This window comes from Natrinema soli (genome assembly GCF_028618695.1).
The window spans coordinates 1-14,871 of the sequence record NZ_JAQIVI010000211.1 but is presented as its reverse complement, the minus strand read 5'-3'; the positions used below and the strand labels follow the sequence as shown (position 1 = coordinate 14,871).

Genomic DNA, 14,871 nt, shown 5'->3' with positions numbered 1-14,871 from the left:
CTCCCATTCCCCGACAAAATGTACGACCAACTCGAGCAGACTGACGACTTTTTCTCACACTCTTAGAACAAACATTTTTTGAAGAAAAACTCCATCTACATGGGAATTATTCCACCATTCTATGACGGATTTAAAATCAGGATTCTGTGCCACTTCCCCGATATCTATGCGTAACATTATATGTATCAATTCTAACCACATATAAGATAGACACATCCCGTCGCGCACGATCTGAGGGCTGAAACTGCTGAAAACCCTAATTGACGGATTTTACGTACGGAACTCTTCTCCAAAATTGACTGCCTGATTATTACTTTTATTCAACATAATACGCCGATCATCCCAATATCGGCGGTTTCACCCTTCCGTCGCGCACGTTCTTGATTTCAGCCCCGAAACCCGAACTCGTCGCGCACACAATAAAGCCCTTAGATATTCTCGACGGGATTTTAAATAGATGTAAGGCCGTAAGACCGGCCGTGAATGACGATTTTTCGTCCAAAGGAATGGGGGTTTGTGCAGAAAGAGAGGTGTGCGCGACGGGTAGTGAGACGTGGAGGGTTCAGAGGGCAAGGGGAGGTGTATGTATCAGAAACTGGAGGTGCGGTCTGGAGGAGTGTGCGGACTCGAGAATGGAGGGATTGAGTTGGGTGTAGAACGGGTGGAAGGCAGGGGCAGTAACAAGGGAGTAGTCGGAAGGGGAATGAGAGAGGAGTGAGAAGCATTTTAGAACACGATCAGTGGGAGAGCGGTAGAGAGGTGGGAGGGGACGGGGTGTGAGACAAGGTAATAGATGTGAGAGAAAGTTGAGAAGAGAGCAGAATGTGAGGGACCAATAGAGAAAGAAGAGGGGTGGGAGAAGTAGAGAGAGGATGGTGCTCGAGGCGAGAGGGAGAACAGAGAGGGAGGTCTGGAGAACGAGTGAAGGTGGAGAACAGGGTGGAGTGTGGTGATCGGAGTGGAGGGGAGTGGGGTAGAGGATTGGATCAGGGGACTGGAGATGAAGCTGAGGAGAGCTGAGAGTGGGAGGAACGTACAAGCTAGGAGTCAGGCCGTGACGGGAGTTTGGAAGAGCACTCGAGGATAGGATAGAGGGCTGTGGTGAATCGCCATAGGGCGTTGGGTTGGGGCTACATAGTGGCACTGCGAATGAGTCTAATTGTTTCGCCAGCAGAGATTCGGTGGAAATTGAAGCCAGAATCATCCAAGGGTAGCGCATCGAGCCACCTGATATAGAGTTGAAAGTCGCCGGCGTCTAGCAATTCACCAGAGCCGAACAATTGGGTTCTCTTATTGCCCTCTTCCGTTCGATCCACCCGAAGGCAGGAAGTGTCCGTCGTTGAGTTCGTTTACGACTCGCGTTTCTGTCCCATTGAGTTGCAGCTTTAAACTCGGGGCAAGCGTACCACCAAATAGTTCCTTTTGCTCTTCGGGAGGGAGGTATCCGACTTCGTCGAGACCAATTTCACCTCGAGAAGTATCATCGAGACCACGGAAGTTCTCGAAGCTTTCGACGAGTACGTCGTTCCCCTGGGGCATCGCCAGCCATGAATAGCCCTGGAAAGAGGCCTCTTCGGGGTTAGCAATGACCAGTCCGCTGCCGTTGAGCGGCTCGTAGTCACCGTAGAGTGAGTCGCTCACGAACCCATACAGCGCGTCAGGACCCCAGAGGCCGGGGGCAAAGGTAAACTCGTGACTCAGCACGAACAGGTACCACTTGCCGTTCTGGAAGACGTAGTGAGGGCGCTCAAGTTGCTGATTGACTTCAATGGCTTCGAGGTTCGGTGGGAGCAGCTCCCACTCGGTGAGTTCGTCGTTCGTCGCTCGTGCCACGCCAACGTTCCCATTATAGCTCTGTGGGTCGTCCGGGTTCTCGCCTTCTGTGGGCGTGTTGCCTTCAAACACGACCATGTCCTCTCCCGTTTCAGGGTGCTGGAAGTACCAAGGGTCACGGAATGCATAAACGATACCTTGGTCTCGGGACTGCTCTAAGGTCTGGTAGAGTTCCCCGTCAGCCTTACCGATGAGGATGTGTTCTTGCTCTCCAACCAACTCAACGCCATGCGGGCCTGTCTCTAGCGTTGCGCCCTTCGCAAGCGCAAGCCGCTGGCGGAACTCTGGTTCTGCGCTGGTCGGTGTGTAGAAGTGATAGATCTGGTCCTCGCTGCGGTCATACATCGCGGACCCGGCCCACTGGTGATGACCGAGTGGGTCGTCCAAGGCCGTACCGCCCTCCTGCCAGTCATGGCCGTTTCGGGAATAGAAGTATCGAATTGTTGCCTCGTTGTGACGAGCACCGGGTACGAGGTTCTTCGGCGCCGTCAGAGAGAAGACGACTTGCCAGCCGTTGATCTTTGCGATTGAACCGTCGCGATATCGAAGTGGCCAGGTATCCCAGATCCAGTAGTCGTCTGAAATCACGTCGGAGTTTTCGTTGATCACTGGCGCAGTCAGATCATCTGTGAGTTCAATGTTATTCGCATGTTCACGCGTCCATGCGCTGGCCTCGCCCGTTTTACGTGCGGCCCCAGATCCAGTTCCGACCGCCAGTCCGAGGCCGGCCGCGCCAATTGCGCCGGTTGCTTTGAGCACGCCACGTCTATTCAACTTAATATTACTACTCCTATCTACCATCTTGGACGAGTATTTACTCACATTGTACTAAAATATTTCTATCTTGTCTATGCTACATGGAGGGTATTTCATTATCGGTACTGTCTAGCTGAATCAGCTTGAGCAGTGAGCAGTCGTTGAGTTTCTTGGGCAAGATGCTCGCAAACCTCCTCAGCGGGAGTTACGCGGCGGATTTAGAAGAATCGCGGGAAAACAGGAGGACGGCGACGTTCAGGAGAACTTCGCTCTCCTACAGCACAGCAGAAGGATAGAGCGGACCTGGAAGGGTGGTGACGGAGGGTGGGTTGCTCTCCTCGAGGGGAGGGATGTGGCCGTGGGCGAGGATGTCGACGGTGAGATTGGACTCGAGGCGGTGGTGAGTGAAGAGCAGTGGAGAAGACGTGGGATTGGACGATCGCGAGGCGGTGTTGTTCGCCCACCTGAGAGGGGCGAGTCGGGATATGAGCTGGACTGACCAACACCAGACGGAAGAGGCAGGGGACGACGACCAGATCCTGAGCGAGGAATTCGACGACTGGGTTCGAGAAGGAGCAGCGCCAAGCGAGGAAGACGAACCGGAGGCAGACCAAGCTGAGACCACAGTGGACGAAGCCGGGAGTACAGCCGAGGATAGTGAGGGTGAGCAGGTCAGGGTTGCATCAATGAGTTCGGGTACTGTCTCGAGGCAGGGATCGGACGAGCCGCTGATGATGACGCAGTGCCCGCGGTGTGACGGTCGCGAGTTCGTCTCGAAGAAGCTCGTGTACGAGGAGTTCCACTACAGCAAAGCGGGTGAGCTCGAGGGGCACCAGAACAAAGTCCGGGCAGAGTTCGAGTACACGTGTCTCGAGTGCCAGAAACGGTTCCACGAATTGCCGAGGAGTGCGCGATCGTACTACTCTGAAGTGGCGGTGCTACGGCAGGATCTGCGCCGAGCGATCCGAGTACAGCTGCGAGCATGGGGCAGTTCGATGAAGTCCTGGATCCGGAAGCCGTACAGAAAATAGGGGGCAGTGCAGTTTGAGTGAGTGGGAGGACGAGAGTGGCGAGATGAGGTTGATGAGTATGGAGAGCGGGACGACGGGCGGACCGCACCGCACAGCACCGCCCTCCCACGATCATCTGCCCACCTCCAAGCTCCGGACTGCTCGCTCGCTCTCTTCGTGCTCGCTGTGCTGCCGGGCTTTCCCCCAGTGCAAGATGTCATAGGTTCTTCTCAAAGGTTGATTTCATCCCATACTCCAGTGAATTAGCTGGTATGTAGGTGGGCGTACTTACCATCGAGAGTTCTCTCAAGTGGCAGTCTTGCTCTAAACCACTTAAGAGCAGGACGGCAATCGAGCCCTCCCAATCCAAAACTTCTCAACAGCTTGGACTAAATCAACAAACGTCTCAGGACTGTCTGGCTTCGTTAAGTACGCGTTCGCATGTTGCTCATAACTCGAAATAACATCCTCTCTGGCCGTCGAACTGGTCAGCACAAGCACCGGGAGCTGCTCCATTTCAGGATCCCCCTTAATCTCCTCTAATACGTCAAGTCCGTCTTTGCGTGGCAGATTTAAATCCAGCAACACAAAATCAAGACACGGTGATTCATCGCTCCTCAAAAAATCTATTGCCTTAATGCCATCTGTGGCAATATGCATTCTCACGTCAAACTCGGCCTCCCGAAAGGCTTCCTGAGTTAATCGAACATCCCCGGGGTTATCCTCTACAAGTAAAATGTCAGGGTTAGTCTTGTTTTCAGTCATGTGAATCAAGGGATCTCCGTTTCATAAATCGGAACTATCTGAGCGTTCTTCCCTTTCTCTGTTAAAACTACTCGCTAATTACTTTGGTATCATGAACTGATAGATCAATAGCCGCTCCAATAACTACTTTACCTGTACTTACCGATCACTCTCGTCGCAAATCGAGCCAGATCTCGTGCGACATTCGCGCTTTGTCTCTAGCACGCCCTCAGAGAAATCTTCAAATCATGTCAGTTTGAACTATGGGTTCTCTGTTCATCGATCCACGGTTGACGAGCCACTAGTACCGTCTCAAGTCCACTTTGACTAGTAGATCTTCTTAGAAAATCGAACGTGACACGAGTTTTAGAAAGGAGATGTTCTAGGCAGTCCACGCTTGGGACGGTCCTAGTTAACCAACAGCTGCCGATGACACCCCCGATCGTTGGGTAAGCGGTCACTCCTCGAACATTTCCCAAGACGACGAACGCCGTCGGTGGTATATCGAGTCCGAAGCGCGTGACGATGCTGTACAAGATGCGTTTGAGACCGTTAGAACGTGAGACGCTGGTCAGCCTTGCCCCACACCCATCAGCGGAGTCTTGTCGTTAACGGAGCCTCTCGGTAGGATTGCTCGTCTTCGACGACTTGACCAGCTGTTCTGCCAGAGGACACACGTCGGGATCTGCACGGACTGTGCCGAAGCGCACCTTCAGAAGAAAGGTCTTCTTTAGACGTCTACTCTTTTCCCGTATTTGGCTGGATAGACGCATCTACAACCCTGTTCTCCCTCCTCAAGGCAGGGTGCAAGCAGGGAGAACTGGGTTCCTCGAGCGGGATCGATCGTATCGAAAGGGCAGGTGGGGTGGGATGACGGCAGGGGGCAGACAACGCGTCGGTCGTACATGCCATTCAGTGCGATGAGTCCCCTGCCGTATCACCATTCATTGTCTCCATAGGTAATAAAGCTACACTCTAACGAGTCAGATCTAGGCAGAACAGGGTTCCTCGAGTCGTCGATAGCACTGAAAAGCTACGTCGGGAGGTGGTGACCGAGGTAGCTTAAATCCCCCTGCAGGGGGTTGAACAGACAATGTCGACGTGCCCTCTGCATATATGCCATGGTACTGTGTCACAATAAACCCATATACGAGTCGCGCTCAAGTGGGTCCTATAATTCGGGAGTGGTTTCGATTATCTCAGACCATGGTCTCACAGTATCCGAACTCGTGGTATCACAACCCCCAATCACCCGCTCTTTGCGTGGCCTATCTGATTGTATTAATAAAACCTATCAGATCAGTAGAGTACTCTGATCAGTTCTTGCCCCACACTCACCAGCCACCAGCGCGCACGTGTGAGCGGCCTTTCGGTAGGACTTCCCCTCCTCGACGTATCGGGACAGTCTCCTACCGCGTCTGGGCGTATCCGGCGTACTCCGCGTTTGTAATGACGTCGTGGCGCAGTAGCTTGGTTGCCTCTTCGATCGTCGCCGTGCCCTCGTCGAATCGCCGTCGCAGTTGCTTGAAGTCCCGATCCCGGTCAAACTCGACGGTGAACTCGAACTCGTCCAGTGTCCAGCCGTTTCGTCTCGCTACCCGCTCCATCGCGTTTCCGAGGGCGGCTTCGAAGCCCTCTGTTCGCCGGTCGGTGCTTCGCTCCTCCAGACCGAGGTAGAGGAACGCGAGGAGGGCGGCCGCTCCGGAGTCGACGGGGAGGGCCTCTCGGCGGTCCTCCTTCCGATCCTCGTCGGCGTCTTCCGATCTGTCGACCGATCCGTGATCCGTCGATCGGAAAACCCACCGTCTATCGTCGGGCTGCAGGTTCTCCCACAGGACCAGGCCGTCCCGGGCGATGGCGTTTCGCACTTGCTCTCTCACGTACCGTCGTTCCGTCTCGTTGTGTCGGGGTTCCCCCTGGAGATTTTCGCGCTGGTCGGCAGTGAGGATTCCCGTGTCGGTGACCATGCCTAAAAATGGCACGTAATACCGCATAATCCTGTGGACCGCTAGAACGAGCTATATGTCGCGGCACGGGCATCCGGAACGGAGTGACGATAACTTGAGGATCACGGTGTCACGGCTGATCGCTTCGGTGAGAACGAAGGTAGGGACTGCGAAACAGCCTTTTCGTCGGTTTCGGCTAACGGATCCCTTTCGGCAGTTACGGCCGGCGTTCGGCAGTGCGCCGTTCGAACGGCGCTCATCTCGCGTTCGCTACTCGAGGAAGGCAGTAACTACCTGAACCATAAGACATAAATAAATATGCTAGTCGTTCACTGAACCAATATATTACACATAGTAGCTAGATGGAAATTACTAATACACTCTGCATGGTCTGTTATTACGTACCATGGCATACGGTACCGATTCACAGGGAAAATACAGTTACGGGGTTGTAAACGAAGCGAATCGCCGTCGCCTTCAGGAGGCGCTAGGGATCTCGACGCCCGTGACAGTTTCCGGGCCCGCCCTCGCCGACCTTCGGTCGGAAGTCGAAGACGAGGCGACGGATGAATTAGCGGCGATGGGCCGGGAAGTGAAAGAGGGACTCTCCGAACCGATCGACGCAGTGTTGCTCGCCACGGAGTTGTCGGAGCTGAAAGACGAGTTCAAGCGGATTCCCGAACTCCACAATCTCGGCGTTCCGGAGTACGGTGAGACGCCGTACCAGAACCTGACGCCGGCGGCCTGGCGGATCAACGATCACCTGGTGGAGACGGGGTTCTTCGAGAGCGCCGAGGAAAACCTCCCGGCGTTCACACCCGAACATATCCACACGACCACGAGACAGTTGCTCCGAATGGACTCGATCCCCGGGACGCTGTCCGAACTCGGGATCCCCGGTGATGAGCAATTCGCGCTCGTGACAAACATCGTCACCGCTCGCGAGCAGCTGTCGTGGTGGCAGCCGACGCTCAACTACCCGCCGGTTGAAGCCGAGGACGATTACGACGAAGGCGTCGCCTACGAGACCGTCGCGCCGCTGCACCACCGCGCGATGGAGGGGGCGCTGCTATGGATCGATGGACTCGACTGGTGGATCTGGCAACACGAGGTGCTCGTGACCGACGAGATGATCGATCGCGGCGTCTGGGACGTCAAGTCGATGCTCGCTGGCGCCTATCTCATGGGCGACGCTGTCAGACGCCTTGCTGAGGGGACGGTTGGCGACGAGGACCTGACGACGTTGATCACCGTGAGTGCCGCAATCATGATCACCGGCCAGGAGTTCCTCGCCGAGGACATTGCCTGGATCGACGACGAGATGCGAAAACCGCTGGACGAAGCCCACAAGGAGGTGTGAACAATGAACCGAATGATACAAAACGGAATGGATCACTTGGAGGACGTTGAGGTAATCCGAGAGGGCCCGTACCAAGAGAAACCCGGCGAGTCGAATATCGAACAGTTTGACACCGATCAGATCACGGAAGGGGAGATCACGGAGGAACACCTCCACGAGACGGGCGAGCGAACCGATAACTGGCTGATCATGGGCGGCGCCTATGACAGCCAACGCCGGTATCCAGGTGACGAGTTGAATCCGGAGAACGTCGGGGACCTCGAGGTTGAGTGGGAGTTCGAGCATGGGGACCCGCCGAGGACAGCGTACCAGAACTCGCCGATAATCGTCCAGGGCGATCCCCCGATCATGTACCTCACGTTCGGGCCTGACGAACTCCACGCCCTGAACGCACGAACCGGCGAGAACCTCTGGTCGCACATCTATGAGCCGACCGTCGGGGCGAGTCCCGACACCGCACCCGCCGAGCGCGGCGTGGCGGTGTTCTGCGACTGGGTGATAAAGAGCACCCTCGATCTCGGCGTGATGGCCGTAGATCGGTACACGGGCGAGGACGTGTGGTACTACAACGGCGCCGCCGCGTACCGGAACGAACCCGCCGACGACCTCATGCACGAGGAACTCATGTGGGAGCGCTCGCGCGGGACCACCTCGTCGTTCCCGCCGCTGATCTACGACGGGAAGATCATGAAGGGAAGTTTCGGCGGTGAGTACGGCGTCAGCGGCTTCTTCGACGCGATCTCGGTCGAAGGCGAGCCGCAGTGGCGGATCAACATGTGCCCCGAGGAGGAGTGGGTCGGCGACTCTTGGAAGCACGGCGGCGCCACCGCCTGGGCCTCCGGATGCGTCGACGTCGAGAACGATCAGGTCATTATTCCATCGGCGAACGCGGCGCCATGGTACGGTACCGTCCGACCAGGATGGAACCCCTACTCCGGCGGGAAGGTCGCGGTGAGCACGGAGGACGGCGAGTACCGGTGGCACCACCAGGACGCGCCGCACGACTACTGGGACTATGACTCGCCCAGCCCCGCGTTAGTCTACACCGCCGAGGTCGACGGCGAGGAGCGGCGACTCGCCTCCTGGGCGCCCAAGTCAGGCTGGGTACACACAGTCGACGTCGAGACCGGCCAGCTGGTCCAGCGCAGCGAGGAGTACGTCCAGCACCACAACATGTGGACGATCCCGGGAAAGGAGGATCTAAACAAGATGCCGTGGATCATGCCTTGGTTGGGCGGCGGAACGAACCCCCAGCCCAGTTCCTACCACCAGGAGAGCCGAACGATGGTCGTCACCGGACACAACGAGCCGTGGCGGTGGACCTGGGAAGACACGTGGTACGAGCCGCCAGGTGAGGGCTTCTCTGGTATCGCCGAACTTGAGACGACCGAGTACCTCGAGGAATGGAACGGATTCCACGGCGTCGTCGCTGGCATTGATCCCGTCAGCGGCGAGGTCAAGTGGCAGGACTGGCACGACGACGTGGCCCGAGGCGGAACGCTGTCGACCGCGTCCGGCGTGTCGTTCGCCGGAACCCGCGGCGGGGACTTCCTCGCCTACGACACGGAAACCGGCGAACGGCTGTGGGCCGACCAGCCCGGCGGCGAGGACGGCGAGGTCGACGGGTCACCCGTCGCCTGGCACGATCCCTACGAGGAGAAGGTGTTCGTCTTCGTCTCGACCCAGCAATCCGGCGTCGTAACCGCGTACTCAGTCGAGGTGTGACAATCATGATTATGCACGATCAACGAGCCGACGACACGGAATTGAAGGTACTCCGGCGAACCGTCCTCAGATCGACCGCGGCGGGCGCGGGACTCGCCGCGCTGGGCGGGCGAGCTGTCGGAGATGACGAAGGGGAAACCGACGAAGATGGGGACGAGGCAGCCGACGAAGAGGAAGGCAACGGCGGCGCGGAGGCGGAATTCGCCGAGGTCGTTGTCGACACCCAGGTTACCGATGGGTCCTCCGTCGAGGTCGAATCGGTTACGCTTCCCGATGGTGGTTTCGTCTCCCTCGTGGATCCCGTGGCCGCTCACGACGAATTGCCGCTCGAGACCATGCCCGATCTGGGGCAGGTCCTCGCAGTTCAGGTTCAAGGCGCCTCCGGGTTCCTCGAAGCGGGCACTCACGATGACATCGTGATCGAATTTGAGGAACCCCTAGAAGGAGAGCGGCTCTATCAGGTGTGGGCCCACCAAGATACCACCGGCGACGAGACGCTCTCCTTCATCGAGAGCGCCGGCGAAGAGGACGGACGGTATCCGGAGCCCCGACCCGCAGCGGAAGGATTCCAAGAGGCCGACGAGATCCTCCTCGAGGGACGGATCGAAGGGTGGACCGGCGTCGAACCCAACGTGATCAGCGGCCAGACCAACCCGACCCTCGTCTTCGTCGAAGGGGAAACCTACCAAATTACGTGGGAAAACGCCGACGGAGCGGGACACAATATCGAAATCCGAGACGAGGGCGACGAGGTCGTCGACGACTACTCGACCGACGTCATGGCCGAAGAGGGCGAGACGCAGACGCTCGAATTTGAGGCCACCAGCGAGATGGCGCAGTACGTCTGTAACCCCCACGAGGATACGATGGTCGGCGATATCGAGATCGAAAGCGAGGAAGATGCGGCGGAGAACGGCGAAGACGGAGTGGACGACGGAGACGAAGCGGAGAACGGCGGGGACGACGAAGGGACGGCTGACGAAGAAGCGGAAGAGGAAGCCGAAGAGGGAGATCCAGGCGAGGTGCAAGCGGGCGATGAGGGGAACGGCGAGGAAGATGCGGCGGAGAACGGCGAAGACGGAGCGGACGACGGCGAGGAAGCGGAGAACGGCGGGGAGGATATCCACCCCACCCAGGAGCCGCCCATCGTCATGGGCGACGTGTACCTGCATCAGCTTCGAGAAGGAATCGAGCTGTCGGACGAGGAATAGGGCGATAAAACATCTCTTTTGTACGCAGATGGAACCAGCCAGGCCAGCAAAAACGTCGGATAACGGATCACGACAGGCGCATCAAACGCTACTGACACAGCAATCGAGCGAACTCACGACACGAACGAACACAATGTAACAATGATAGATCAAAAAGACCGGAACGGTACGCTCAGGCGGACGTTCATGAAAGCAGCCGCGGCCACGGGCGTCGTGGTCGGGGCGGGTACGGCGGTCGCGGCCCAGGGGGATGCCCTCTCGACCGACATCAAGACTATCGTCGACATCTCGGGCGAGCCGACAGCCGAGAACCTCGCGGTGGACCCCGACGGCTCGGTGTACTTCAGCATCACCGCCGGCGAGGTCCGCCGGATCACTGCGACGCAGACCCAGGAGACGGGACTGTCCCTCGACAACGCCGAACTGGTCGGCGAGCTTCCCGGCGATACGCTGGGCGTCGAGGTCGTCCCCGACGGGACGGCCTACGCCGCGGTGCAATCCGGAGAGGAAACGGGCGTCTGGCGAGTACCCCGTGACGCGGCGGGAGCGGAATCCGACGACGGGGGCGAGACCGACGGCGAGGACGAAGCTGACGCTACCGTCGCGACGAGTTCCCACGACGAGTTCGGCGAGATCCTCGTCGACTCGGAGGGAATGACCCTCTACATGTTCGACGAGGACGAACAGGACGCAGAGGAGAGCGCGTGTTACGACGACTGCGAGGAGAACTGGCCGCCGCTGACCACCGAGGAGGAGCCGGCCGCCGGCGACGACATTTCGGCCGAACTGACGACATTCGAGCGCGAGGACGGGGAGACGCAGGTTGCCGCGAACGGCTGGCCCCTTTACTACTTCGCCCAGGACGAGGAAGCCGGCGACGCGAACGGACAGGGCATCGGCGACGTCTGGTGGGTGCTCGACGAGGCCGGCGAGCCGGCGCGCGAGACGGACGACGAGGCGGCGAACGGAGACGAAGCGGAAGACGACGAAGCCGAGGAAGACGAGGAAGCGGAGGTGGACGACGACGCGGAGGATGCGGAGACCGACGACGACGAACTGGACGAGACCGCCGACGCGGAACTGTTCGCCATCCTCGGCATCGAGGACGAGGTCGTTCCGAACGGGATCGCGTACGATCGGGTGCGCGATCGGTTCCTGGTCACGGAATCCTTCGGCGGAGTGGTCTACGAGGTCCCGCTCGACGCGGACGATCCCGAGAACGCGGCGTCGGTCTGGTTCGAGGACGACCGCCTCTCCACCGAGATGTTCGGCGTCAACGGGCTCACCATCACGCCGGACGACGACGTGTTCCTCGCGGTCACCGACGATGAGATCGACGGCGAGGCGGCCGGCCGGATCCTGCGCGTTCCCGTCGAAGACGACGGAAGCGCGGGAGAGGGCGAGACGTTCGTGGAGGGGCCGGAGGTGCACGGCGCGGACGGACTCGCATACCACCCCCTCGACGGCGACCTCTACGTCGCCGCCATCCTCCAGAGCTCGGTGATCCGAGTCTCCGACGACGGGGAATCCGAGCCGGTTGCGACGGCCGACGACGGTCTCGTCTTCTGCTCGGACGTGGCGTTCGGAACGGTCCCCGGCCAGTGTAACGACCTGTTCATCTGTAACTTCGCTCCCGAACAGCCGGAGGAGTCGGCGATTCTCCGGTGGTCGCCGTAACCGATCCCCCGAGCGCTTGGGGGGTTCGGTTATCGAACAGCGATCGAACCGCCGCCGGCAGACTGCTCACTGGAGTCCGCGAGCGGATTAACCCGATCGTCACCGTCTCTTCGCTGTCTGGCAGCGCGACAGATCGCTCTTTGGCGGTTCCGTTTTCGCGAAGAAAGAACCTCGAGGAGGGCGGGTGCTAAACCCGGATCCGTGACCCAGCCTACAGGAACGCATCGTCCCCGTCATCGGTTTCGTTACCGTCTATTCGCCGTCGGTCTCGTTGCCGCCTAAGTCGTCATCGGTCTCATTACCGGTCCCCTCTTCCTCTGCTTCCTCGGCTTCTTCATCCTCTCCCTCGGAACCGGCATCACCGTCACTACCGTCGCCATCCGCCTCGACGATCCGATGAACCGGCCGGTTTCGCCGGTGGGGCCGGTATTCTCGGTAGTAAGTACGTAGACCTCGCCGTCGGAATCCTGGCCGAACGCGAGGATGTTCCAATCAAGCGCGCCTTCCGCGGCGAGATCGTCCGCCTCGACGACCTACCGCTCCATCGGCCAGAGGTCGTCCTCGCCGTCGCCGCTGGAGTCCATATCTCCGTCGCCGCCGGCGTCGGTTTCGTTCCCGTTCGTGTCGGCGGTCTCGTTATCGGTTCCAACGTCGTCCCCATCGCTTTCGTCGTCCATTCCACCGTCCTCGAGCCACCCTTCGGGCGGCCGTGCGAGGAACAGTGGGCCGGTCCAGTCGCCGAAGACGTACGTTTCCTCGAGGCCCGAGACGGCATCGCTGTCGTAGACGTGGCCGCCGATGATCGAGGCACCGATGGGTTCGCCCTCGTACTCCTGTGGGTACTCGATGACCGGGTCGATCAGTTCCTCGCCGCCGCGAACGTCGTCGGGCGTCTCGTCGGGGCAGTCCTCGTCCTCGAGCACCTCCTCGGGCGATTCGGTGTTGAAACAGTGAGTGCCTTCCTTGACGTTCCAGCCGTAGTTGCCGCCCTTCTCGATCGCGTTGACTTCCTCGAACAGGTTCTGTCCGACATCGACCAGCAGCATCCGATCGCCGTGGAACTCCATGCTCCCCCAGGGGTTGCGCAGCCCCCAGGCATACTGCTCCGGAAGTCCCTCGTCGGAATCGAACTCCCCTTCCTCAGCGAAGGGATTGACTTCGGGAATACCGTACGCCCGGTCGGCGGTCTCGTCGCCGGCGTCGTCGCCCTCGGTCTCGTCGTCCTCCCCCTTGCCGGTTCCTTCGTCGATATCGATCCGAAGAACGGCACCGAGGAGGTTCTCAGTCGTATCCTGACCGTTGCCGCCCCCATTCTCGTCGTACCAGTCCTCGATGTGGCCCTCATCGTTGTCATTCGCACCGCCGCCGTCACCCGTGGTGACGTAGAGGTAGCCGTCCGGACCGAACGCGACCATGCCGGAGTTGTGGTTGAGCTGCGGCTCGTCGATCTCCAGGAGCACCTGCTCAGAGTCGGGATTGGCCGACTCGTTGTCGTTGCCCTCGGTCTCGAACTCCGAGAGGACGAAGGTGTGGTCCCACTCCTCGGGCGTCTCTTCCCGCGGGGGTGCGCTGTAGCGCACGAATAACCTGCCGTTCTCGTCGAAGTCGGGGTGGAACGCGAGTCCCAGCAGGCCGCGCTAGTCGAATTCCTCCATCAGGTCGACCATCCGGTCCGAGATGTTGAGGAACGGTTCGTCCTCGAGGCCGTCCTCTCCGTGGACGTAGATCTGGCCGGTCTGGTCGACGACGAACCGTCGGTCGGTCTCCTCGTCGGCGACATGGAAGTCGACCGGTGCCGTCAGTTCCTCCGCGACGGTCTCGAGCCCGGTCGGGTGATCGTCGCGTCGGGGAAGGCGATGGCTGTGCACGGTGTTTTGATGGATGATTAACGGAGGATCAGCAACTCATTCGTCATCTGGATAATAGAAACGCGTTTGCCGATGGCTCATACGATGCTACCGGATCAGAGCGTTCTGCACGTGTACGTGTTGTTGAGCAGGGATCTGTACCGAATACGTTCCCGGATTTTGCTGTATACGACTCGGTTGACCTCTGTTGCTCAGTTCGCAAGTGTAGTGAACGGATAGTTCGCTCCAGATTCGGTGAAAAGAACGTCATGCGACTTGTTCTATAACACCCTAGCAGGGTAGTACATTGGTACGTTGGGGGAGAGACGAAGATGATGTTGCAGGAGTGGGGATAGACGTGTGAATTGCTCGGATCGCGTAGGGCAGAGTGGGTTGACGTGAAGGTGACGCTCGAGGAGAAGAGGGGAGAAGATCGTGACGGAGGGGTGGAGTCAGAACAATGGTTATGAGGGAGACGATGTCGTCGAGGAGATGGCTCGAGAAGAGAGGGGAGAGGAGTACACTCCCGCCGAAAGCCCTCGGCCGCTCGGCATCCCACGCCTCGCTGCGCGCCTCACTCCCTCGCTGTGCTCGGTCGTTGCGGTGCTTACGTCGGCGGGAGACGGCCGAGACGTCCTCGCCCTTTCGAAGCCCACCAGGCTGAGCTGAAGGTGGGGATGCTGTATCTATCCCTCAACTGGTGTGAACGAGACGGCACGCCCCGCTCGCCTTCCCTCCCTCCGCGTCGCTCGCGACCGACCA

Annotated in this window: 8 protein-coding genes and 1 pseudogene; 5 read left to right on the top strand and 4 right to left on the bottom strand. The window is 59.0% G+C overall.

Annotation, left to right across the window (positions count from 1 at the left end; translation table 11 throughout):
• Positions 1-1,290: 1,290 nt before the first annotated feature.
• A complete protein-coding gene (locus PGX04_RS13955) occupies positions 1,291-2,634 on the bottom strand; it encodes a glycoside hydrolase family 68 protein (protein ID WP_377042732.1) in 1,344 nt (447 codons plus the stop codon).
• Between the two features lie 359 nt (positions 2,635-2,993).
• On the opposite strand from PGX04_RS13955, the gene PGX04_RS13950 reads away from it, so the two are divergent.
• Positions 2,994-3,620, top strand: coding sequence for a hypothetical protein (locus tag PGX04_RS13950; RefSeq protein WP_273739071.1), 627 nt, complete (start codon positions 2,994-2,996; stop codon positions 3,618-3,620).
• Positions 3,621-3,932: 312 nt separating this feature from the next.
• On the opposite strand, the gene PGX04_RS13945 is transcribed toward PGX04_RS13950, so the two are convergent.
• Both PGX04_RS13945 and PGX04_RS13940 read right to left on the bottom strand, forming a co-directional pair.
• Positions 3,933-4,364, bottom strand: a complete 432-nt coding sequence (locus PGX04_RS13945; RefSeq protein WP_273739070.1) for a response regulator — start codon at positions 4,362-4,364, stop codon at positions 3,933-3,935.
• A gap of 1,388 nt (positions 4,365-5,752) precedes the next feature.
• Positions 5,753-6,310, bottom strand: a complete 558-nt coding sequence (locus PGX04_RS13940; RefSeq protein ID WP_273739069.1) for an OsmC family protein — start codon at positions 6,308-6,310, stop codon at positions 5,753-5,755.
• A gap of 385 nt (positions 6,311-6,695) precedes the next feature.
• Here PGX04_RS13940 and PGX04_RS13935 point away from each other — a divergent pair, with 385 nt between their 5' ends.
• The 4 genes from PGX04_RS13935 to PGX04_RS13920 all read left to right on the top strand — a co-directional run bounded on the left by PGX04_RS13935 (position 6,696) and on the right by PGX04_RS13920 (position 12,262).
• Positions 6,696-7,649 (top strand): hypothetical protein, encoded by a 954-nt coding sequence (locus tag PGX04_RS13935; RefSeq protein ID WP_273739068.1) that lies wholly within the window; start codon positions 6,696-6,698, stop codon positions 7,647-7,649.
• A 3-nt stretch (positions 7,650-7,652) separates the two neighbouring features.
• The gene (locus tag PGX04_RS13930; protein WP_273739067.1) at positions 7,653-9,374 is read left to right on the top strand and encodes an outer membrane protein assembly factor BamB family protein; all 1,722 of its coding nucleotides are present in this window, start codon (positions 7,653-7,655) and stop codon (positions 9,372-9,374) included.
• Positions 9,375-9,385: 11 nt separating this feature from the next.
• Positions 9,386-10,585: a cupredoxin domain-containing protein gene (locus tag PGX04_RS13925; protein WP_273739066.1), complete on the top strand. Its 1,200-nt coding sequence runs from the start codon at positions 9,386-9,388 to the stop codon at positions 10,583-10,585.
• 141 nt (positions 10,586-10,726) lie between these two features.
• Positions 10,727-12,262, top strand: coding sequence for a hypothetical protein (locus PGX04_RS13920; protein WP_273739065.1), 1,536 nt, complete (start codon positions 10,727-10,729; stop codon positions 12,260-12,262).
• Positions 12,263-12,514: 252 nt separating this feature from the next.
• Here the strand turns inward: PGX04_RS13920 and PGX04_RS13915 are convergent.
• A pseudogene (locus PGX04_RS13915) lies at positions 12,515-14,100 on the bottom strand (PQQ-dependent sugar dehydrogenase); the annotation flags it as partial.
• Positions 14,101-14,871 lie beyond the last annotated feature (771 nt).